Here is a 21,951-nt window from a genome sequence, read left to right on the forward strand (position 1 = left end):
TTATACCATATTAAATCAACCAGTTTCACCCGAGAAGTCGCTACCTCATGTATTTCAATGATCAAACTGCTATGCCATATACGCTTATCCGGCAGACGGGCACACACCATCCAGCTTACAACGTGCTCACGGGATAGACCTCAGCCAGGTTCTTCTTAATAATAGCTCGAGCAATATCAAGCCGAGTGCAACCAGTGCAAAGGGAAGGAATAATTCCTGTCGACGGGTTACATTCTGTACGCTGATCAGGTATTTTTCCATTTCGTCAATCTCTTCATATACCTGCCGGAGTCCTTCAGTATCCTGCGCTCTGAAGTATTGTCCCCCCGTCATTGCTGCTATCTCGGTGAGCGTTTTCTCATCAATATCTACCGGCATATTCTGCATTCGAATACCGTAAGGTGTGTTTACAGGCGTGGGCGCCATTCCTTTGGTTCCCACACCCACCGTGTATACACGAATTCCGTAAGAACGTGCCAGATCGGCGGCAGTAAGCGGTGCAATCTGTCCGCTGTTGTTGGTCCCATCGGTCAGGAGAATCACTACACGAGAATCGGAATCGCTCTCTTTCAGCCTGTTTACAGAAGTGGCCAATCCCAATCCAATGGCTGTGCCGTCCTCGATCATACCAAAATTGATCTCGTTCAGCAAGTTCAGCAACACCTTATGATCGGTAGTAAGGGGACATTGCGTGAAACTCTCTCCGGCAAAAATCACGAGGCCGATGTTGTCGTTTTTCCTGTCGGTGATAAACTCCGCGGCCACCTTTTTGGCTGCCTGCAGCCTGTCCGGTTGCAAATCCTGCGAAAGCATCGATCCCGACACATCAAGGGCCATCACGATATCGATTCCCTGGGTCTCCGTTTCTTCCCAACTGCTCACCGATTGGGGGCGGGCAATCACGACGATAATGAGCGCGATGGAGATCAACCGCAAAGCAAAAGGCAGATGCCGCATAGAGACCCTGAGATCGGGCTTCATACCCTTGAATGCCCCGGCAGACGCAAGCTTGAAGGAGGCCTGCGTCTTTGACAATCGCACCACATACCACATAATTAGTGGGATAAGCAGCAGCAACAGATATAGATATTCAGGATGCAAAAATACCATGCTTTATTCACTCTTTGCAGCATCGTTTTGCGATGCTTCGTTTTTATCTTTATCCATTTCTTCTTTTTGAGGGACAGGATCAGGTTCCCTGGTCTGATTCACAAAGAAATAGGCATTCACCATACTCAGATCGTTTTCGTCGGGGTAGGGCTTGTATTTGGCAAACTTCACCAGATCGGCAGTGGAAAGGATCTGTTTCAGATTGTTGTAAACTGACTCCACCTCCAATAGTTTGCGGACCTCATTCAGTATTTCACCGGAAGTCATTTCCATGGCATTGATGTCTTCCCGTTCAACCAGGTAATTACGAAGGATGTCAGTGAGTTTACTGTAGAACTCTTTTTCCCTTCCTTGTTGCCAGATTTTCTCTTCTTTCAGTTTATCCAGTTGCTGGATAGCCCGCACGTGTGCCGGCAGCACCACGGGAGGTTTAAAAATATACCCTTTACGCTTCTTTTTCAGTACCAGGTAGACGATCAATCCGATGAGCGCAATAAGCATCATGATGCCCAACACAATCCAAAGAACCCATAAATAATCAGTCCAGACGAAAGGAACGTTGCGCACGGGCTTGATATCATGCAACTGCAACTGTTCAAAATCGATTGAGTCGGTCTCCCCTTTGTTTATCTTCTCAAGATATGCCAACGTGGAGTCCGACAACTGGGGTGAAGACACTTTCAGTCCAAAGGAGTTGGAATAAATGGTGTCGACTCCGTCGAAGACCGGCATGTGGGGAATATGGTACAGCGTTGAGTCGAATGAGGTGACCACGTACTTGAAGTTCAGCGTCATCACGTTGTTCTCGACGGTGGTATCGGGCGGCAGCATGGTAATCACTTCAATGCCGGGGACAATCTCCTTTTCGTATACCGGAAACTGAATGGTCTTATCCTTCGGTGTAATCACTTTCAGATTAATCAGCGCCTGTTCGCCAATCAGGATCTCCGTAGGTTGCACGGTTGCCTGTACCGAAGCCCGCTGAGCGGAGATCGGCGTGAAAAACAAGATTGCCAGAACAACCAGCGTTGCTCTCCGCATCTCGACGATATGTAGTTTGTCCTTTGTCAATATCACCTTCTCTGTTGAAATAATTGCAACAACGCCTTTACATAATCACTTTCCGTAGAAACCGACACACTGTCCACGCCACTCTGCCGGAATGCATTATTCTTATTGCTTTGCAGGCTGTTCCACCAGTCACGGTAACCTTTCCGAATTTTCCGCGACGAGGTGTTGATCCATCGTTCTTCGCCTGTTTCGGGGTCTCTTACTTTCATCAGCCCGATGGGTTGAAGCTCCGTACTCAGCTGATCATATACCTGAATGGCTACCACATCGTGCTTTCGGTTGGCTATCTGTAACGCCTTTTTGTAATCTTCCGGATCAATGAAGTCCGATATCAGAAAGGCTGTGCATCGCTTTTTGATGGCGTTCGTCATATACCGGAGAACCATATTCAGGTCTGTACCGCTGCTTTCGGGAGTGAATCCCAGAATCTCGCGGATAATGAACAGGATGTGCTTTCTTCCCTTTTTAGGAGGGATAAACTTCTCCACCTTATCGGTAAAAAAGATGACCCCGATCTTATCATTGTTTTGCATTGCCGAAAAGGCCAACGTCGCCGCAATCTCTGCCACCATATCCCGTTTGAGCACCTTGCGGGAACCGAAGCCCAGACTCTCCGACACGTCGATCATCAGCATCACGGTAAGCTCCCGCTCTTCTTCGAATATCTTTACATAGGGACGGTTATAGCGGGCAGTTACATTCCAGTCAATGTCGCGCAGATCGTCTCCATACTGGTACTCCCGTACTTCCGAAAAGGCCATACCACGTCCTTTAAAAGCGGAATGATACTCTCCGGCAAAGATATTGCGGGAGAGGCCACGTGCTTTTATTTCGATGTGTCGTACTTTTTTTAATAGGTCGGTCGTCTCCATATGGGTTTCACCCTTATTTTGTGGATTCTTTCACTTGAACTGTACCTGATTGGTAGACTTACGTTTTGCGCGGATTAAGGCACCTCCACCTTATTCAGGATCTCGCTGATTATTTCTTCGGAGGTCAGATTGTTGGCTTCCGCTTCGTATGTGAGTCCAATACGATGCCGGAGGACATCGTGACAAACTGCACGTATATCTTCGGGGATCACGTATCCACGACGTTTGATAAATGCAAAGGCACGTGCAGCTAGCGCCAGGTTGATGGAAGCGCGTGGCGAGCCGCCAAAGCCAATCATCTCCTTGAGGTCGCTCATCCCGTACTGATCGGGAAAACGGGTAGCAAACACTATATCTACAATATATTTACCAATTTTCTCATCAATATATACTTCGCGGACTACCTTGCGTGCTTCCAAGATCGCTTCAGTAGTGATGACTGCCTGGTCAACACTTACAGGTTCAAAAATATTTTGTTGAATGATCTGCTTCTCTTCTTCTTTCGAGGGATAGGAGATCACCACCTTCAGCATGAAGCGGTCTACCTGTGCCTCGGGAAGTGGATAGGTTCCCTCCTGCTCAATGGGGTTCTGGGTCGCCATCACAAGAAAGGGATTGGGCAACTTGTAGGTTTGTTCGCCAATGGTTACCTGTCTTTCCTGCATTGCTTCGAGCAGGGCACTCTGCACCTTGGCAGGAGCACGGTTGATCTCATCTGCCAGCACAAAATTAGCAAATACGGGCCCATGTTTTACCAGAAACTCCTCGTTTCGCTGACTGTAAATCATGGTTCCGATGACGTCTGCAGGCAGCAGGTCGGGGGTAAACTGGATACGACTATAATCGGCATCGATCAACTGAGCCAGCGTTTTTATTGCCAGTGTTTTTGCCAACCCGGGAACTCCTTCCAGCAAAATATGACCATCTGACAGCAGTCCGATAAGCAGTGACTCTACGAGGTGCTTTTGCCCTACAATTGTTTTGTTCATCCCTGTCACCAGCGTTTGCACGAAAGCGCTTTTCTGTTCAATTCGCTCGTTTAGCTCTTTGATATCGACTACTTGGCTCATATTTTTAGACTGTTAATGATAGATTCTTGTTATGAAATACAAAAATAGAAATGTTAAAGCGGTTTCCGGAGGAAACGTCGTTAAAAATGTTTAAGTATTGCCCTCATTCATAATGTACATCGAATATACAACCCTCCAGTCATGCCGGACAATCCCGCTCGCTGTACATCATGCCAAAAACAGCAGTAAAGGCATTTTTCATCTCATCGGAAACTGCTTTAAAGTCCACCTCCCGCCCCAATTCTTTTTGCATGGAAGTTACCCCCCTGTCGGTGAATCCGCAGGGGTTGATATGATCGAAATAAGCGAGATCGCTGTTTACATTCAATGCAAGCCCGTGCATGGTGACAAAGCGGCTGGCACGCACCCCAATCGCACAGATCTTTCTAGCTTTGGCTGATTGTACTGGATGGATCCATACCCCCATGGCCTTTGCATCTTTTTTGCCCAAAATGCCAAAAGGCCTCAGTGTCTCAATCACCACGTCCTCCAACATGGAAATATACCGTTTGATACCAATCTGGAAATCTTCCAGATCGATGATCGGATAGGCAACCAGTTGACCCGGCCCATGGTATGTAATATCACCTCCCCGGCCGGTCGAATGCAAGTCGATATTTCTACTTTCACACACACTCCGCGTAATCAGCAGGTTTCTACTGTCACCGCTTTTACCAAGGGTGTAAACGTGTTCATGTTCGCAGAAGAGCAAAAAGTGCTGTTTATCCTCCTTCTTTTGCAGTTTCTCCCGGATAAGCTGTTCGAACAGATCTTCCTGATAGTCCAATGCTTCTTTATATCGGATTCTTCCCAGATTTTCAAAAATCACTCTTTTACCCATAATTGCCTTTTTTCATATGACTAAAATTATTTATTTCACTAAAGTTGGATATTTGCTCGCCATGGCAAAGTACCAACAAGTTTGACTTGGCTCACTTGACTTAACGCAAATAATTCAAAGGTGTCATATGGAACTCGTATTAGTCATGATCTTGTACGATAATGATTATCATGCTCGTTTCATATTATCATAGGCACACTACTCACACATGTTTTTCTGCATGGTAAGAAGAACGAACCAGCGGGCCGCTTTCTACAAACTGAAACCCTTTCTCCAAACCAATTGTTCTGTATAACTGAAACTGTTCAAGCGACACGTACTCTTTCACAGCCAGATGTTTTCGCGTGGGCTGAAGATATTGCCCGATGGTAAGCACCTTACATCCCACACTTCTCAAGTCGTCCATCGTCTCAATGATTTCCCCGGGTGTTTCTCCCAAGCCGACCATGATTCCGGATTTGGCTTTCGCCTTGCCGTGCTTTGCTATGATTTCTATCGTTTTCAGACTGACGTCGTACTTGGCACGACTTCGCACCTTGGGTGTCAGTCGCCGCACCGTCTCCATGTTGTGCGATACGATGTTGGGGCCCGATTCAATTACCTGGTGAATAAGCTCTTCCTGTCCGTCGAAGTCGGGAATCAGGGCCTCGATGGTGACACGCGGATTCTTCTCCTTCACCCGCCGCACCGTAGCCGCCCAGAGTCCGGCTCCGCCATCCGGCAGATCGTCCCTGTCCACACTGGTAAGCACCACATGCCGGAGGTTCATCCCTTCAATGGTGTCCGCCAGCCGATCCGGCTCATCCCAGTCGACAATACCCTGTGGACTTCCTGTTTTTACATTGCAAAACCTGCACGAACGTGTACAGATGTCTCCCAGTATCATAAAAGTGGCCGTCCCCCTTCCCCAGCATTCCGACAGGTTGGGACATTTTCCACTTACACAAATTGTATGCAGCTTTTTTCTTGCAATAATCTCTTTCACATCCAGGTATTGCTTTCCCTGGGGCAAGGAGATTTTCAGCCATTCAGGCTTTCTCTCCATTGATTCCGATTTATTCTCCATGATGATAATTTCTTTAAATGTCGCGCCCTTGCCAGAAAGCATGATCATCTGCACCTTCCACAATGAGCACAACAAACGAGTGATTCAATAAAATGTCAAAACATGGCAAAAGTACGATATTCTTTGGATCTTTCTTATCATAGTCGCTATACATTGAATAAATATTGACTTTTTCAATTTTTACTCCCTTGTCGGTATAGTTTTTTCTCGTAACTATTTTTAAACGGTTACTATTCTGTTTGTAACAGCAAAAACTTTATCTTTGCCGTCAAAACACCACGAAACAAGATAATTTGAAATTTCAACTACAACATACTGATTCAAGAACGAAAGCCAGAGCAGGTCTTATAACAACAGACCATGGACAGGTAGAAACACCGGTTTTCATGCCTGTAGGTACCGTTGGCAGCGTGAAGGCTGTACACATGAGCGAATTGAAGGAGGATATAGGGGCACAGATTATCCTGGGCAACACCTATCATCTCTACCTTCGTCCGGGTCTTGATATTTTACAACAAGCAGGTGGCCTGCACGGCTTCAACAGTTGGAACAAACCAATATTGACCGACAGTGGCGGATTTCAGGTTTTCTCACTGACAGATAACAGGAAGCTCTCGGAGGAAGGTGCCGAGTTTCAGTCGCACATCGACGGTTCCCGCCACTTCTTTACACCCGAAAAGGTAATTGACATCCAGCGCATTATCGGCGCCGATATCATGATGGCTTTCGATGAATGTACTCCCGGCGATGCAGACTATGCCTACGCAAAAAGGTCGTTGGCACTTACTGAACGGTGGCTCGATCGCTGTATTGCCCGCTTTGGGGAAACAGAATGCCCCTATGGGCACGGGCAGACTCTTTTTCCGATTGTACAGGGCTGTGTCTATCCAGACTTGAGGCGACGTGCAGCAGAAAATGTGGCTTCGAAAGGTGCAGACGGCAACGCAATCGGAGGCCTTGCTGTGGGTGAACCTACCGATAAGATGTATGAGATGGTGGAGCTGGTGAACGAGATCCTTCCGGAAGACAAGCCGCGTTATCTGATGGGGGTAGGTAAGCCGGAAAACATCCTTGAAGCCATTGAACGTGGTGTGGACATGTTCGACTGCATCATGCCCACGCGCAACGGACGTAACGGGCAGATCTTTACAAAAAAAGGAATCATGAACATGCGCAATGAACGGTGGAAAAAAGACTTCTCACCCATTGAAGAGGATGGGGAGTCGTTTGTCGACAAACTTTACAGCAAAGCTTATTTGCGGCATCTTATTAACGCGAACGAAATACTGGGCCTGCAGATTGCATCCATCCATAACCTCGCGTTTTATGTGTGGCTGGTACAGGAAGCACGGCAACACATCATTGCCGGAGACTTTTCCACGTGGAAACCAACGATGATTGAAAACATCACAAGAAGGTTATGAATAGAGGAGACAATCTGTTTGGTTTAAAGCGCCTGGACCGCTATATCATTAGGAAGTTTCTGGGCACCTACATTTTCATGATTGCGCTGATCATCTCCATTGCGGTCGTGTTCGACATCAACGAGAAGATTGACAAGTTCATGACCAACAACGCTTCTCTGCGAGACATCGTCTTTGACTATTACCTTAACTTCATTCCCTACTACACCAACCTCTTCAGTCCGTTGTTTGTTTTTCTCGCTGTCATCTTCTTCACATCCAAGATGGCAAATAATTCAGAAGTTACAGCTATTCTATCGAATGGCATCGGCTTTAAACGGCTGATGAAACCCTACATGATCTCCGCACTGGTTATCGCAGTCTTTACGTTTGTCTTTGGCAGTTATTTGATCCCACCTGCCAATGCCACGCGCATTGAATTTGAAAACACCTATATTGATCCAAGAAAGAAAAAAACGGGCGATAGGGACATACAGTTTAAGGTGGGGCCGGGTACCATTGTCTATTTTGGCAACTTCGACATGTCCAGCAAGACCGGGTATAACTTTTCCATGGACCACTTCGACAGCCTGCAACTGGTGTCGAGGCTCACGGCACAGTCCATCCGTTATGATTCAGCCTACCAGTGGTCCATTAGTAATTATCAGATACGCGATTTCGACGGGCTGAAAGAAACAATTACCCAGGGGTCGGTCATCGACACCACCTTACAAATTGTTCCAAACGATTTTATTATTGCTAACAGCGATCATCAGATGATGACCTCCCCTCAGCTCCGCCACTATGTAAAAAGTCAGAAAGAGCGAGGCATGGGCAATATCCAGTCCTTCCAGATTGAATATCATTCCCGCATCGCGTCGGTCTTCTCTGCTTTTATTCTTACCATCATCGGCGCCTCACTTTCAGCGCGTAAAGTGAAAGGAGGAATGGGGCTGAACATTGGCATCGGATTGGTGCTGAGCATGGCTTATATCCTGTTCATGACCGTCAGTTCCACCTTCGCAGTAAAAGGGGGCATGAGTCCTTTTGTTGCCGCTTGGATACCAAATATTATTTTCGTAGGCATCGCCTTGTATTTGTACAAACGGGCACCAAATTAACCGGCTGCCGGCTAAGTATTCTGCTATCAGCTCTTGAGGAGTAATTTTACGCTCCCACCGGCATCAGAATTCGGCGTTGACAATCTAAGCACTGAAGGCTGATTACTAAAAATGAGAATTAAATTAAGAATATGAAACGACATTTATTCATTGTCCTGCTGATAACTGCAGCAAGTTATTTGCAGTCACAGACCAAATACCCTTTCATTGTGATTGAGACCAACTACGGCACCATGAAAGCGATATTATACGATGATACGCCCCGGCACAGCGACCACTACCTGAAATTAATCAGACAGGGCTACTTCGACGGAACCCTGTTTCACCGTGTGGTGAAAAATTTTGTGATCCAGGGAGGAGCGCAGGACTCACGCAATGCTCCTGCCGGCATTCAAATAGGAAGTGGACGCACCGACATGGAGTTGATGCCTGAATTCCGGAAAGACAGATTTCACAAAAAAGGTGCGTTAGCGGCACCCCGCAAGGGAGATAGTGAGAATCCACAAAAAAAATCGGATGCTTCCCAGTTTTATATTGTGCATGGGAAGGAATACACACAGGGACGGCTCGACACCATGGAGATGGCCGTAAACGTTCCCATTAAGAACCAACTCATCCGCACCTACTATGCACCTCATAAGGAGGAGCTGGCGCGCCTGAAAGAGAGTGATCCGAGAGGTTTTAATGCACTTCTGGACTCCGTGCTGGGTGTGGTGGACTCACTCTATGCCCTGGCACCTGGGAAATTTCTCTTCCCGGATGGATTAAAAGAGATTTACACCAACTTTGGCGGTTTGCATCACCTGGATGGCGAATACACCGTTTTTGGGGAGGTGACGGAAGGACTGGAGGTGATTGAAAAGATTGCTGCCTTGGCGGTGGACGAAAATAGCCGTCCAAAAACGGACGCAAAAATTATTCGTATCTACACGGAACCCTAATGAGTCGATTTTTGTCACACCACACACATCGCAACGGTTCCTTCACTTGATATTATCCCGAACCTCTGTCAGGAAAACACGCATAGCTTCGCTGTTCTTCTGCTCGATGATGGCTAGCAACTCTTTGAGCTTCTCCCGTATTTTAATCAACTGTCCCGGTGTGTAAGGGTTGAAGAGAATCTCGGTGAGGAGGAAGTCATCTTCCGAAAGCAATCCCTGCGCAATCTGCATATGCTTCTTAAAGGTCGTGCCAGGTGCATCCTGATGCTTCATCACCGAGGCAAACACCAGTGTGGAAGCAAAGGGGATGGAGAGTGAGTAGGCAATGGTTTCGTCGTGTTCCCGGAACGAATATTCGAACACGTTCAGTTTAAGATGGCGGTATAGATCCCTGAAAAAAACCTTGCCCAGATGAGACGACTCTGCAATGATGATGGCGCTTTGTGTGCTCAGGTCGCTCAGACTGGCAAAGGTAGGCCCGAACATGGGATGGGTGGAGACAAAGGGGAGGGCGCACTCACGGTAGAATTCCTCCAGTCCTGCCTTTACGGAGGCAATATCGCTCAGAATACAGGTCGCAGGCAGATAGGGCAGCACCGATTCAAAAGCGGGAATGGTATACTTCAGCGTGGCGGCATTGATTACCAGTTCCGGTGCAAACGCTTTCACCTCCACCGCATCGGCCATTCGCTGTGTGTTGTAGATAAAACGCAGTTTCATCGGATCGGTATCCAGGACAGCCACTTCGTGATCAAAACTGAGCACATCGGCAAAGAATGAACCCATCTTGCCTGCTCCGAGAATTAATATCTTCATTTCTATTCTGCTTTATATATCTGTTATTTCTCTGCTGTTGGTGAGCCATTCTTTTTTTCTCTCTCCATAACCACCATTTGTTGCCGTACCGACTCAGAGTGGATGGCTTCCAGCACCTTTCTGATAAAATCTCCGGACATCTCCATTCGCTCACCCTGAGAAGCCCGGTCAGACAATATCTGGTCGTAACGCTGTGTCTGCAAAATGGGCATATTATGTTCCAGTTTATACTGCCCTATTTCCCGCGAAACACGCATACGTTTGGCAAGGAGCTGCAGCAGTTCGTTGTCCAGGTCGTCTATCTGATCGCGTAAAACAGACAGGTCTTCGGTGGTCTGTACGGTATCGCGAATTACCAGGTTGTGAAGGATTTCTTTGAGTGCGGCCGGCGTGACCTGTTGTGCCTTGTCACTCCATGCCTCATCGGGGGAGCAGTGCGATTCAACAATAAGTCCGGCATAGTTGAGGTCCATTGCCTGCTGGCTGATCTTAAAGATCAGGTTACGGTCGCCACCGATATGGCTCGGATCGCAAAGGATGGGCAGCGTCGGGAAACGACGTTTCAGCTCAATGGGAATATGCCACTGGGGAATATTGCGGTAAACGGTTTTGTCGGTTGTACTGAACCCTCTGTGAATCACGCCCAATCTTCTGATCCCCGCATTATATAATCTTTCGAGAGCCCCGATCCAGAGTTCCAGGTCGGGGTTGACCGGATTCTTAATTAATACGGGGATGTCCACCCCCTTTAACGTATCCGCAATTTCCTGTACTGCAAATGGGTTTGCCGCGGTACGAGCCCCGATCCAGAGTATGTCGATACCGTATTTCAGTGCTTCATACACATGTTTCTCAGTAGCTACTTCTGTAGCCATGTACATGCCTGTTTCCTTTTCGGCCTGCATAAGCCATTTGAGTGCGGGACTACCCACCCCTTCGAAACCGCCGGGCTTGGTCCTGGGTTTCCAGACGCCGGCCCTAAATATTTTCACTCCGGCAGCAGCCAATTCTCTTGCGGTGGTCATCACCTGTTCTTCTGTTTCTGCGCTGCAGGGCCCGGCAATCACCAATGGCCTCTTCGCGTCTATTCCCGGCAATAATATTGATTCAAATTCCATCATGTCTTTTGATTGTCAGATGTCGGTTTTCAGCAGTTATCTTTCTACATACCCGACATATACCATTTTTAATCCTTGTTTATGTAACTTTTAATCCTGTTATACGCTTCCTGCAGTTTCTCCACCGACGATCCCAGTGAGATGCGTATAAATCGCTCGCCATTGCTTCCGAAGATGGAGCCCGGCGTAATAAAAACCCGTGCTCCGTACAACAATTCATCTACCAATGTTTCACTTGTCGAAACATCATCGGGCAGCTTTCCCCAAACAAACAATCCCACCTGGCTCTTATCGTAACCGGCATGCAGCAGCTCCATGATTTTTTCTGCCCAGATGCGCCGCTCAGCATAAATGCGGTTCATTTCGGCGTGCCAGGAGACACTGTTCGAAAGAGCAGCCACCGCAGCCAGCTGCATCGGCTTGAACTGTCCGCTGTCAATGTTGCTTTTGGCCTTGAGCACCCACTTCACAAACTGCGGGTTGGAGGCCATCATTCCCATGCGCCAGCCCGACATGTTGTGCGATTTACTCAACGAATTCAACTCAATGCAAATATCCCTGGCTCCCGGCACCGATAGGATACTCTTGGGAGAATCATTCAAAATAAAGCTATAGGGATTATCGTGGCAGATAATGATCCCGTGTTTCTTGCCAAAAGCCACCAGCTTCTCGAAGAGTGATGTCGTAGCATTGGCTCCGGTGGGCATGTTCGGATAGTTCACCCACATAAGTTTCACACCCGTAAGATCCAGCTTCTCCAGTGCATCAAAATCAGGTTGCCATCCATTGTCCTCCTTCAGATCGTATTGTATAACACGGGCTCTCAAAAGATTTGACACCGACGTGTAAGTAGGATACCCGGGGTTGGGCACCAACACAGCATCACCAAAATTCAAAAAAGTCATTGAGATATGAAGAATACCCTCTTTTGATCCGATGAGCGGCAACACCTCATCCTGAGCCAAATCCACGCCATAGGCCCTTTTATACCAGTCGGCATAGGCACGTCGCAGCTCGGGGATGCCCGTATAAGGCTGATAGGCATGCACATCGGGGCGTCGCGCAGCCTCACACAGCACATCGATAGTCTCCTGTGAAGGCATCCGGTCGGGTGCTCCCACGGCCAGACTGATTATATCCTTGCCTTCAACATTCATGCGGGCCACCTCTGCCAGTTTTACCGAGAAATAATATTCTGAAATAGATTTGATATGTGCAGCAGGTTCTATGTCCATATTCATATTATTGTTCTTTTGTTATCCATCATGCTTGCAGGCCATCCTCAGCACTGCCATACTTCTCCTCCCTGTATTCGCCCAACACTTTCAAGCCACTTATCAGCGGCATGATTGCATCAATCGATTGCCGGTAACGGGTGTAATCGCCAAAGGTAAGGTCAACATAAAACTGGTATTCCCACTCCCTTCCGATGACGGGAAGAGACTGGATACGAGTGAGGTTAATGCCATAAAAGGACAAAACAGAAAGCACTTGTGAGAGGCTGCCCTCCGCATGAGGCAACACAAATACCAGCGACGATTTATTGATATGATTATCTTTCTGGATCTCCTGCAGCATCTCTTCACGCGCAAGAATAAAGAAGCGGGTGAAATTCCGCTTGTTTGTTTCTATCCCCTGCGCAAGGATTTCGAGTCCGTACATCTCGGCCGCAAGAGTGCTGCAGATAGCCGCCGTTCCAATCATATTCCTGTCGCGAATATCCCTTGCTGCCAGGGCAGTATCATCATGTTCCACAATCCTGATACCGGAAAGTGAGTCGAGATAATCTTCGCATTGCATCAGCGCCATGGGGTGTGACATCACCTCCCTGATATCATTGACCTTCTGTCCGGGGAGGGCTGCCAGTGAATGAGTGATACGCAGCTTATGCTCTCCTGCAATCTGCAAGTTATGCATCTTCAACAGGTCATGATTCTTGAGCAGACTACCGGCGATGGTATTTTCAATGGCCATCACACCCACCAGTTTCGGATCTTTTTCCGCTTCTGTAAAAATATCGCGGAAGGTGTTGCACGCCACAATCTCCAAATCTTCACCCCGGAAGTAATCTCGTGCCGCAATCTCGTGATAAGCACCCAGGCCTCCTTGTATAGCAACTCTTTTCATCGATTCATTTTTTATCAAAAAAAAATCCCATCGTGTAATCGACAGGATTTTATTTATTTGATATGACTTTTTAATTTCTTCTCTTTTGCATATAAAATCCTGCCTTCACCTGCTAAAGTAAAAGTAAAACCAGAAAGAAAATGCAAATACTGATCTGTTCATTGGTGATTATTCTCTTGGAATAAAACAAATAACTCAAATGATGCGTGCAAATGTACAACTTTTTTATCATATACAAATAAAATGAAGAAAAAAAAACAGAGCCGCCACAGCATGAAAAAACAGTGCATTTTTACCATGGCAGTGTATATTTATGGCAAAAAGGTTTATATTTGCACATCAAAAAAACCGAAAACTAATATTTACATATTTACAATCCTAAAATAATTGAAGCATGTTCAAAAATCATCCAAAGGGTTTGCTTGCTGCATCGCTGGCAAACATGGGGGAGCGGTTTGGTTTTTACACCATGATGGCGATCCTCTCACTCTTTATCATGACAAAGTTTGGTCTTGACGAAACCAAAACCGGCATCATCTATTCTATCTTCTACGCGTCCATCTATCTGCTCGCTCTCGTGGGTGGGTTACTGGCCGACAAAACGCGCAACTACAAAGGTGTTATTTTAACCGGATTGCTGCTGATGACACTCGGTTATGTGATTATCGCCATTCCCACACCCACCCCGGTTCCGGAGGGCCAGTTCGGACTATTACTTGCGTTCACCTGCCTCGGCCTTCTTGTCATAGCACTTGGAAATGGATTATTCAAAGGCAACCTACAGGCACTGGTAGGGCAAATGTATGATGATCCCAAATACAGCAAGATGCGCGACTCCGGCTTCCAGCTGTTTTATATGTTCATCAATGTAGGCGCTATCTTTGCCCCTTTTCTGGCCGTAGGCGTTCGAAACTGGTGGGTGGAAAATAACGGCTTTCTCTATAATGCCGACCTGCCGGCGCTGGCGCATCAGCAACTGGGGAATTCCATCACGGCCGAAGGCACAGCCCGTTTGCAGAGCCTGGCATCTGAAGTGGGATACACCGGTACCGATCTCACTGCCTTTGCGAATGAATACCTGAATGTGTTCACCACCGGATTTCACTATGCTTTCGCGGTGGCCATTTTTGCCATGCTCCTCTCGTTGGTGATATACCTGTTCAATAAAAACAGATTCCCGGACCCGGCCGGCAAAAAAGGGGTTGCCGCAGGTGGTGCTGCCGTGGAAGAGATGGACATCAAAGAGGTAAAACAACGGCTCTATGCTTTGTTTGCGGTATTTGCCGTGGTCATCTTCTTTTGGTTCTCTTTTCACCAAAACGGACTCACCCTCACTTATTTTGCAAAGGATTATACGGACCTGAGCCAGATTAAAGTAAATCTTGGATTTGCAACGCTCCAGGGGGCAGAAATATTCCAGTCGATCAACCCTTTCTTCGTCGTATTCCTTACGCCCATCATCGTGGCCTTCTTCGGTTGGCTGCGCGCAAAAGGAAAAGAGCCGTCCACTCCCCGGAAAATAGCCATTGGCATGGGGATAGCCGCACTGGCATATGCCGTGATGGCACTCGGGTCCATGGGGCTACCCCTAAAAGCGGAAGTGGATGCCATGGGCGGACTACCCGATGCAGCCCGTGTAACCCCCTGGCTGCTGATAGGGACCTACTTCATTCTCACAGTGGCAGAACTCTTTATAAGCCCTCTGGGCATCTCTTTCGTATCGAAAGTGGCTCCTCCCAAATACCAGGGAATCATGCAGGGAGCATGGCTGGGTGCTACGGCGGCGGGCAATAGTCTGCTCTTCATCGGTGCCATCTTTTATACTTCTTTCTCGATGACAGCAACCTGGATGGTGTTCGTAGTTGCCTGCTTCATTTCCATGTTCACCATGCTGGCAATGGTCAAATGGCTCGATAGAGTTGCAAAATAAATGGATTATTTCCTACAGATAAAAAAACCGGTGGCTTACCCCACCGGTTTTTTTGTGGAAACATCTCCATATTGAAACATCTCTTTTTTTGATAGATAGCATCACCGGTTGATAACTTATAACAATAACTACATCAACCTTGGCTGTATTTTCCGTATATTTGCCGTACGCAGATCCAAAAAATCTGACTCAACAAACATGCACCCATTTGTACATTTACACGTCCACTCACAATACTCACTCCTCGACGGGCAGGCCAGCATTCAGCGGCTGGTAGACAAAGCTTCCGGCGACGGGATGAAGGCAATTGCGCTCACCGACCATGGCGCCATGTATGGCATCAAAGAGTTCCTCAATTATACACAGAAAAAAAATGCACCCGCCAATGCAGAGATCCGCAAGCTGAAAGCCGAGATACAGAAACTGGAGAACGGGGAGGCTGGCGATCAACTGCAGCTGCTCCGGAACAGGCTGGCCGAAACCGAAAAAAAACTTTTTAAACCGATTGTGGGGTGCGAGTGCTACCTGGCTCGGAGGGACCGGTTTCAGCAAAACGATAAGATTGACGGCAGCGGATGGCACCTGGTGGTGCTGGCAAAAAACCTGCAGGGTTATAAGAATCTCATCAAGATTGTCTCCAAGAGCTGGACAGAAGGTTTTTACTACCGTCCCCGTATCGACAAGGAACTCCTCGAACAATACAGGGAGGGACTGATTATCTCTTCGGCCTGCCTGGGAGGAGAGATATCGAGAAAGGTGGACAGCGAACAAATCAAAGAGGCTGAAGAAGCCGTGCAGTGGTATAAAAAAATATTCGGCGACGATTACTACCTGGAGATACAGCGCCACAAAACAGATCGCACGGATGCGGACCAGACTACCTATCCCAAGCAGGAAAGGGTAAACAAAGAACTGATACGCATAGCAAGGAAGTACGACGTGAAGCTGATCGCCACCAACGATGTGCACTTTGTGAATGAGGAAGATGCCGACGCACACGACCGGTTGATATGCCTGAGTACGGGGAAAGATTTCGATGATCCCGACAGGATGCGGTATACCAAGCAGGAGTGGCTAAAAACTACGGAGGAGATGAATCGCATCTTTTCCGATATTCCCGAAGCACTGACCAATACGCTTGAAGTAGCGGACAAAGTAGAGTTCTACACGATAGATCACTCTCCGCTAATGCCCTTCTACCCCATTGACCCCGCCTTCGGTACCGAAGAATCGTACAAACAGAAATATCCTGAAGAGAAGCTGATTGAAGAGTTTGGTGAGGAAACATTTCATCGTCTGGGCGATTACGACAAGGTGATCCGGGTGAAGCTTGAGGCGGACTACCTTACGCACCTCACCAAGATAGGGGCACATAAACGGTATGGGGAGGAACTCGATGAGGAGATCATCGACCGGTTAAAGTTTGAACTGGACACCATCAAGAACATGGGGTTTCCCGGTTACTTTCTCATCGTGCAGGACTTCATCAGTGCAGCCCGAGGGATGGATGTGGCAGTGGGTCCCGGTCGCGGATCGGCAGCAGGATCGGCAGCGGCTTATTGTCTGGGCATCACCGACATAGATCCATTAAAATATGACCTGCTGTTTGAACGTTTTCTGAACCCGGACCGTATTTCGATGCCCGATATCGACATCGACTTCGACGACGAAGGACGCGGCAAAGTGCTTCGCTGGGTAACCGAGAAATATGGCAACGAAAAGGTGGCACACATCATCACCTACGGCACCATGGCCACAAAATCTTCGATCAAGGATGTGGCACGGGTACACAAGCTACCGCTCTCTGAGTCGAACCGCCTGGCGAAGCTTGTCCCCGACAGGATTCCGAACGTGAAGAAGATCACGCTAAAAACAGCCATCGAGCATGTGCCGGAACTGCAGGAGGCAGCCAACAGCAGCGATCCCCTGGTGAAAGATACAATCAAATACGCGGCCATGCTGGAAGGGAACGTGCGGAATACCGGCGTGCATGCCTGTGGTGTGATCATCGGCCAGACCGACATCTCCGATGTGGTCCCCATCAGTACGGCCGAGGATAAGGAGACCAAAGAAAAAATGCTGGTCACACAATATGAGGGCTCGGTAATTGAGGAAACGGGATTGATTAAAATGGACTTCCTGGGCCTCAAAACCCTCTCCATCATCAAGGATGCAATTACCAACATCGAACTAACCCGGGGCATCAAGGTAGATATCGATGCCATCGACATGAACGATGCAGCTACCTACAACCTTTATTGTAACGGACAGACCACCGGCACCTTCCAGTTTGAGTCGGCCGGCATGCAGAAATATCTCAAGGAGCTACAGCCCAGTAAATTTGAGGACCTCATAGCGATGAATGCGCTTTACCGGCCGGGGCCGATGGATTATATCCCCTCGTTTATCGCGCGCAAACAAGGCAAAGAGGAGATCAGGTACGATCTACCCATCATGGAGAAGTACCTGAGCGAGACTTACGGCATCACGGTTTATCAGGAGCAGGTGATGCTTCTCTCCCGCCTGCTGGCCGACTTCACCCGTGGACAATCGGATGAGTTGCGCAAGGCGATGGGGAAGAAGATGATCGACAAGATGAATGCCCTGAAAGAAAAATTCCTTACGGGAGGAAAGAAAAACGGCTACGAAGAAAAGATACTCAATAAAATATGGGCCGACTGGGAAAAATTCGCATCCTACGCCTTCAATAAATCTCACGCCACCTGTTACTCCTGGGTCGCCTACCAGACAGCCTGGCTAAAAGCCAATTACCCATCGGAATATATGGCTGCTGTACTCTCCAACAACCTGAACAACATCACCGAGATCACCAAGTTCATGGATGAGTGCAAGGCAATGGGGATGAACGTGCTTTGTCCCGACGTCAACGAATCGTTCCTGAAATTCTCGGTAAACAAAGCAGGCGATGTACGTTTCGGCCTTGCTGCCATCAAGAGTGTGGGACAGGGTGCTGTGACGGATATCATAGAGGAAAGAACCCAAAACGGCCCCTTCGCCGATATATTTGACTTCGTGGAAAGGGTGAATCTTTCCTCCTGCAACAAAAAAAACATCGAAGCACTGGCACTTTCGGGGGCTTTCGACTCGCTGCCGGGCATCTATCGGGAACAATTCTTCGCAACAAATGGCAAGGGAGAAGAATTTCTGGAAACACTCATCCGCTACGGAAACAAGTTCCAGCAAGACAAACAGGCGTCGGTAACGTCCCTGTTTGGCGACGACACATCGTTCCAGATTGCCCGCCCCGAGATACCACAGGCACAACGCTGGTCAGATCTGGAAAGACTGAACAAAGAGCGTGAACTGATCGGCATCTATCTGTCGGCACATCCGCTGGACGATTATGAATTCATCCTGAAATATGTATGCAATGCCGACACGCTGCAACTTCAGGACCTGGATACACTGAACGGGCTGGATATCTCGTTTGGTGGAATCATTACAGCCGTGCGGGAAGGACAAACCAAAAGAGGCTCCCCCTATACGATCTTCAAGATCGAAGATTACGCTGGCAGCTATGAAATTGCGCTCTTCAGCGAAGACAGCGTCAACTTTGGCAGATATGCACGCATAGGGCTCTCAGTGTATATACAGGCAAGGGTACAACCCAAACGTTACCGACAGGAAGAGCTTGAGGTGAAAATCACTTCCATTGGATTGTTGTCGGAGATGAGGGATAAGCTTGTTTCGAAAATCACCCTGCAAATTCCACTTACCGAATTAGATGACACCACGGTAGCAGAATTATCAGCTTTGGTGAAAAACAATTCCGGAAATTCATTGTTATACTTCCAGATTATCGGAGAAGAGTCCCATATGCACTTGCAGCTTTTTTCACGTCCCGCAAGGATTCAAGTGAACAAGCAATTCATAGACTATCTGAAGGACAATCTACTTATCGACTTTAAAATCAATTAAATTACATAATTAAAACAGACAAATATGGCGCTTCAAATTACAGATGCAACCATTAATGAGGTGTTGCAAACAGACAAACTGGTAGTTATTGACTTCTGGGCGGAGTGGTGTGGTCCCTGCAAGATGGTGGGACCAATCATCGACCAAATCAGCGAAGAATATAAAGACAAAGTGGTTGTAGGAAAGCTGGATGTAGACAACAACGACGACACCACTTCAAGATATGGAATCCGAAACATACCCACCGTACTCTTCATTAAAAATGGAGAGGTGGTCGATAAAGTCGTGGGAGCAGGCGCCAAGACCCTGTTCACCGACAAAATCGACAAGCTGATCTGATTGCCTTGTAGGAAAAAAAACAGCATCCCCTCACTCAAAGTTTTAGTCGGGGATGCTTTTTTTATGGGATGCTCGCTTTAGTACTCGTCTTCGTTAAAAAAGAAATCTTCCTTACTCGGGTAATCCGGCCAGATATCTTCTATCGATTCAAAAATTTCACCTTCTTCCTCTATCTCCTGCAGATTTTCTATAACCTCCAGTGGTGCGCCCGAACGCTGGGCATAATCGATCAATTCATCCTTTGTAGCGGGCCAAGGAGCATCCTCTAGCTTCGATGCAAGTTCTAGTGTCCAATACATTGAAAAATCCTTTCTTTAGTTGTTCGTTTCATATTTTCCGCAAATGTATAAAAAGTTTTTATATATCGCCCTGTTCCCAATATATTTCTTCCGATGTTTTGTGGCTTTCCTGTCGTGCAAGCACAAAAAAGTAGTCTGACAGCCGATTGAGAAAGATAACTATGTTCTCGGAAACAGGGAAGTCTTCTGCTACGCGGTAAACAATACGCTCGGCCCTGCGGGTGACCGTGCGGCAGATGTGAGCTCGGGAAGCAATTTCGTTGCCACCCGGCAGTACAAATTGGTTCAGACGAGGCAACGCTGCATCAATCTGATCAATCTGCGCTTCAATCCGCTCAATATCCTTGCCGGTAATGACACTGGCAGCCTTGGGTTGTATCCTTTCGGTCTCAGTAGCCAGGAAAGATCCCACAGCAAAGAGTTTGTGCTGAATGAAGAGCAGGAAATCACGATGCATCTCCTCTTTAATCTCACAGTTCAACCAACCGGTAAAGCTGTTCAGCTCATCGATGGTACCGTATGCCTCAAGGCGGAGATGCGTTTTACGCACCCGTGTACCTCCTACGAGCGACGTAGTACCTTTATCACCGGTCTTTGTATAGACGATACTTTTTTTCATAATTGTCGATCATTAGTTGTCAGTATGCGGCTGTACAGTCCATTTTGGGCTATGCCACAAACAATGTTTATCGCTTAAGCTCACTACACAAAATAATGCACCTTATGGAAGGAGGGTCTCAAAAAAGCAATACCCACCTTTTTCATGATGTCGAATGTGACGCTGAAGCGTTCATCTTTAACGATAGCAGACCAAAAATGTTTGCTCCTCCGGCTTTTTAAAGAATGAATGACCCAGAATGTCTTTTCATGACTGAACGGGAGCAGGGTCTCAATAGAGAGGTACTCTTGCACGTCAATTTCATCCTGCATCTTTTGTCCGGCAGTCGCTCCTTGAACCACTTCTCTTTCTTTCAGGTTGATAAAGATTGCGTCATATTTCACCGATCCGGAGGGTGGCAGTGTAGTCACATACTCGCAGCAGCCAGCGGTTGAATGAAGTTTTTTCGCTACAGCAACCTTTTCGCCCTCCTTCTCAACGCATGTACACCAAATATCGGATGCGGGTGCCGTAAGATAACATGTATTCACCCCCTTGCCGGAGTTTACTTCAAGGATATGCTTTGCGTTGAAATGATTGATCAGTCGGAATGAAAGGCGATTAAAAGCAGCTGTTGCATCATCGTGAAGACCATTCTTTCTCAGTGATTGTGCGATATCGTAAAAAGCGTAATAATCGTACCGGGCGTATATCACATTGGTGATCAAGTCATATGCAAACGGCGAATGAATACCGTATCCCCGTGATTGTCTCAGTCGAAGCCACCATCTGGAGCGCCACATTGCGATGCTATCTTTTTACGATTAACGCTACAGCGTATGCCGTGATACCTTCCCCACGGCCCACAAAACCCATTTTTTCGGAAGTGGTTGCTTTAATGGAAATGGCATCACTGTCGAGGTCCATAATTTCGGCCAGCTTTTGCTGCATGGCGGGGATATGAGGGTTCAGTCTTGGCAGCTCTGCGCATACGGTGGCATCAATATTTTCCACCCGATAACCTTTACTGCGCAACAAAGAGATACATTTATTCAGCAGGAGCTTGCTGTCTGCATCTTTAAACTCGCATGAAGTATCCGGAAAATGATATCCGATATCCCGCAGATTGGCTGCACCCAGAAGTGCATCGCAAATAGCGTGAATGAGCACATCTGCATCTGAATGTCCAAGTAATCCCAGCGTATAATCAAGCTGGACCCCGCCAATCCAAAGTTCACGTCCCTCCGCAAAGCGGTGCATATCATACCCGAAGCCAACCCTTATATTCAT

Annotated in this window: 20 protein-coding genes; 6 read left to right on the forward strand and 14 right to left on the reverse strand. The window is 47.5% G+C overall.

The window, feature by feature from the left end; translation table 11 throughout:
- Positions 1-126 precede the first annotated feature (126 nt).
- The 6 genes from B3Z75_RS13545 to lipA form a co-directional block, all read right to left on the reverse strand.
- The gene (locus B3Z75_RS13545; protein ID WP_294072837.1) at positions 127-1,110 is read right to left on the reverse strand and encodes a vWA domain-containing protein; all 984 of its coding nucleotides are present in this window, start codon (positions 1,108-1,110) and stop codon (positions 127-129) included.
- Positions 1,111-1,113: 3 nt separating this feature from the next.
- Complete coding sequence (locus tag B3Z75_RS13550; protein ID WP_294072840.1) at positions 1,114-2,151, reverse strand: hypothetical protein; 1,038 nt, start codon at positions 2,149-2,151, stop codon at positions 1,114-1,116.
- Between the two features lie 32 nt (positions 2,152-2,183).
- A complete protein-coding gene (locus B3Z75_RS13555) occupies positions 2,184-3,053 on the reverse strand; it encodes a DUF58 domain-containing protein (RefSeq protein WP_294072843.1) in 870 nt (289 codons plus the stop codon).
- A gap of 74 nt (positions 3,054-3,127) precedes the next feature.
- Positions 3,128-4,123: an AAA family ATPase gene (locus B3Z75_RS13560; protein WP_294072846.1), complete on the reverse strand. Its 996-nt coding sequence runs from the start codon at positions 4,121-4,123 to the stop codon at positions 3,128-3,130.
- 139 nt (positions 4,124-4,262) lie between these two features.
- A complete protein-coding gene (gene lipB, locus B3Z75_RS13565) occupies positions 4,263-4,964 on the reverse strand; it encodes a lipoyl(octanoyl) transferase LipB (RefSeq protein ID WP_294072849.1) in 702 nt (233 codons plus the stop codon).
- Positions 4,965-5,166: 202 nt separating this feature from the next.
- Positions 5,167-6,072 (reverse strand): lipoyl synthase, encoded by a 906-nt coding sequence (gene lipA, locus B3Z75_RS13570; RefSeq protein WP_349676044.1) that lies wholly within the window; start codon positions 6,070-6,072, stop codon positions 5,167-5,169.
- Between the two features lie 251 nt (positions 6,073-6,323).
- Between lipA and tgt the strand changes: the two genes are divergently transcribed.
- From tgt to B3Z75_RS13585, 3 genes are all read left to right on the forward strand, one after another.
- Entirely contained in the window at positions 6,324-7,454 is a 1,131-nt protein-coding gene (gene tgt / locus B3Z75_RS13575) for a tRNA guanosine(34) transglycosylase Tgt (RefSeq protein WP_294072855.1), read from the forward strand.
- Positions 7,451-8,554, forward strand: coding sequence for an LptF/LptG family permease (locus B3Z75_RS13580; RefSeq protein WP_294072858.1), 1,104 nt, complete (start codon positions 7,451-7,453; stop codon positions 8,552-8,554). Before tgt ends, B3Z75_RS13580 begins: the two co-directional genes overlap by 4 nt.
- Before the next feature lie 131 nt (positions 8,555-8,685).
- Entirely contained in the window at positions 8,686-9,495 is an 810-nt protein-coding gene (locus B3Z75_RS13585) for a peptidylprolyl isomerase (RefSeq protein WP_294072861.1), read from the forward strand.
- 42 nt (positions 9,496-9,537) lie between these two features.
- On the opposite strand, the gene B3Z75_RS13590 is transcribed toward B3Z75_RS13585, so the two are convergent.
- The 4 genes from B3Z75_RS13590 to B3Z75_RS13605 form a co-directional block, all read right to left on the reverse strand.
- Positions 9,538-10,311, reverse strand: coding sequence for a prephenate dehydrogenase/arogenate dehydrogenase family protein (locus tag B3Z75_RS13590; RefSeq protein WP_294072864.1), 774 nt, complete (start codon positions 10,309-10,311; stop codon positions 9,538-9,540).
- Between the two features lie 23 nt (positions 10,312-10,334).
- Positions 10,335-11,429: a bifunctional 3-deoxy-7-phosphoheptulonate synthase/chorismate mutase type II gene (locus B3Z75_RS13595; RefSeq protein ID WP_294072932.1), complete on the reverse strand. Its 1,095-nt coding sequence runs from the start codon at positions 11,427-11,429 to the stop codon at positions 10,335-10,337.
- A 68-nt stretch (positions 11,430-11,497) separates the two neighbouring features.
- Complete coding sequence (locus tag B3Z75_RS13600; protein WP_294072867.1) at positions 11,498-12,670, reverse strand: pyridoxal phosphate-dependent aminotransferase; 1,173 nt, start codon at positions 12,668-12,670, stop codon at positions 11,498-11,500.
- A 22-nt stretch (positions 12,671-12,692) separates the two neighbouring features.
- Entirely contained in the window at positions 12,693-13,556 is an 864-nt protein-coding gene (locus tag B3Z75_RS13605; protein ID WP_294072870.1) for a prephenate dehydratase, read from the reverse strand.
- A 394-nt stretch (positions 13,557-13,950) separates the two neighbouring features.
- Between B3Z75_RS13605 and B3Z75_RS13610 the strand changes: the two genes are divergently transcribed.
- The 3 genes from B3Z75_RS13610 to trxA all read left to right on the forward strand — a co-directional run bounded on the left by B3Z75_RS13610 (position 13,951) and on the right by trxA (position 19,764).
- Positions 13,951-15,486 (forward strand): peptide MFS transporter, encoded by a 1,536-nt coding sequence (locus B3Z75_RS13610; protein WP_294072873.1) that lies wholly within the window; start codon positions 13,951-13,953, stop codon positions 15,484-15,486.
- A 198-nt stretch (positions 15,487-15,684) separates the two neighbouring features.
- Positions 15,685-19,425, forward strand: coding sequence for a DNA polymerase III subunit alpha (dnaE, locus tag B3Z75_RS13615; protein ID WP_294072876.1), 3,741 nt, complete (start codon positions 15,685-15,687; stop codon positions 19,423-19,425).
- Positions 19,426-19,449: 24 nt separating this feature from the next.
- Positions 19,450-19,764: a thioredoxin gene (gene trxA, locus B3Z75_RS13620; RefSeq protein WP_294072879.1), complete on the forward strand. Its 315-nt coding sequence runs from the start codon at positions 19,450-19,452 to the stop codon at positions 19,762-19,764.
- 77 nt (positions 19,765-19,841) lie between these two features.
- Here the strand turns inward: trxA and B3Z75_RS13625 are convergent, their stop codons facing one another.
- The 4 genes from B3Z75_RS13625 to ispF form a co-directional block, all read right to left on the reverse strand.
- A complete protein-coding gene (locus tag B3Z75_RS13625) occupies positions 19,842-20,063 on the reverse strand; it encodes a DUF2795 domain-containing protein (protein WP_294072882.1) in 222 nt (73 codons plus the stop codon).
- Between the two features lie 58 nt (positions 20,064-20,121).
- The gene (locus B3Z75_RS13630) at positions 20,122-20,682 is read right to left on the reverse strand and encodes a cob(I)yrinic acid a,c-diamide adenosyltransferase (RefSeq protein WP_294072885.1); all 561 of its coding nucleotides are present in this window, start codon (positions 20,680-20,682) and stop codon (positions 20,122-20,124) included.
- Between the two features lie 83 nt (positions 20,683-20,765).
- Positions 20,766-21,464 (reverse strand): hypothetical protein, encoded by a 699-nt coding sequence (locus tag B3Z75_RS13635; protein ID WP_294072888.1) that lies wholly within the window; start codon positions 21,462-21,464, stop codon positions 20,766-20,768.
- Positions 21,465-21,471: 7 nt separating this feature from the next.
- Entirely contained in the window at positions 21,472-21,951 is a 480-nt protein-coding gene (gene ispF / locus B3Z75_RS13640) for a 2-C-methyl-D-erythritol 2,4-cyclodiphosphate synthase (protein WP_294072891.1), read from the reverse strand.

It is taken from the genome of Proteiniphilum sp. UBA1028 (genome assembly GCF_002316955.1).
Lineage (GTDB): Bacteria > Bacteroidota > Bacteroidia > Bacteroidales > Dysgonomonadaceae > Proteiniphilum.

Bases quoted from the DNA above. Each gene is read 5' to 3' on its own strand.
- lipA (WP_349676044.1), bottom strand. From the start codon at position 6,072: ATGCTTTCTGGCAAGGGCGCGACATTTAAAGAAATTATCATCATGGAG.
- B3Z75_RS13555 (WP_294072843.1), bottom strand. From the start codon at position 3,053: ATGGAGACGACCGACCTATTAAAAAAAGTACGACACATCGAAATAAAA.
- B3Z75_RS13630 (WP_294072885.1), bottom strand. From the start codon at position 20,682: ATGAAAAAAAGTATCGTCTATACAAAGACCGGTGATAAAGGTACTACG.
- B3Z75_RS13560 (WP_294072846.1), bottom strand. From the start codon at position 4,123: ATGAGCCAAGTAGTCGATATCAAAGAGCTAAACGAGCGAATTGAACAG.
- ispF (WP_294072891.1), bottom strand. From the start codon at position 21,951: ATGAATATAAGGGTTGGCTTCGGGTATGATATGCACCGCTTTGCGGAG.
- B3Z75_RS13600 (WP_294072867.1), bottom strand. From the start codon at position 12,670: ATGAATATGGACATAGAACCTGCTGCACATATCAAATCTATTTCAGAA.
- lipB (WP_294072849.1), bottom strand. From the start codon at position 4,964: ATGGGTAAAAGAGTGATTTTTGAAAATCTGGGAAGAATCCGATATAAA.
- B3Z75_RS13590 (WP_294072864.1), bottom strand. From the start codon at position 10,311: ATGAAGATATTAATTCTCGGAGCAGGCAAGATGGGTTCATTCTTTGCC.
- B3Z75_RS13605 (WP_294072870.1), bottom strand. From the start codon at position 13,556: ATGAAAAGAGTTGCTATACAAGGAGGCCTGGGTGCTTATCACGAGATT.
- B3Z75_RS13585 (WP_294072861.1), top strand. From the start codon at position 8,686: ATGAAACGACATTTATTCATTGTCCTGCTGATAACTGCAGCAAGTTAT.
- B3Z75_RS13580 (WP_294072858.1), top strand. From the start codon at position 7,451: ATGAATAGAGGAGACAATCTGTTTGGTTTAAAGCGCCTGGACCGCTAT.
- B3Z75_RS13545 (WP_294072837.1), bottom strand. From the start codon at position 1,110: ATGGTATTTTTGCATCCTGAATATCTATATCTGTTGCTGCTGCTTATC.
- B3Z75_RS13550 (WP_294072840.1), bottom strand. From the start codon at position 2,151: ATGCGGAGAGCAACGCTGGTTGTTCTGGCAATCTTGTTTTTCACGCCG.
- B3Z75_RS13635 (WP_294072888.1), bottom strand. From the start codon at position 21,464: ATGTGGCGCTCCAGATGGTGGCTTCGACTGAGACAATCACGGGGATAC.
- B3Z75_RS13595 (WP_294072932.1), bottom strand. From the start codon at position 11,429: ATGGAATTTGAATCAATATTATTGCCGGGAATAGACGCGAAGAGGCCA.
- B3Z75_RS13610 (WP_294072873.1), top strand. From the start codon at position 13,951: ATGTTCAAAAATCATCCAAAGGGTTTGCTTGCTGCATCGCTGGCAAAC.
- B3Z75_RS13625 (WP_294072882.1), bottom strand. From the start codon at position 20,063: ATGTATTGGACACTAGAACTTGCATCGAAGCTAGAGGATGCTCCTTGG.
- trxA (WP_294072879.1), top strand. From the start codon at position 19,450: ATGGCGCTTCAAATTACAGATGCAACCATTAATGAGGTGTTGCAAACA.
- dnaE (WP_294072876.1), top strand. From the start codon at position 15,685: ATGCACCCATTTGTACATTTACACGTCCACTCACAATACTCACTCCTC.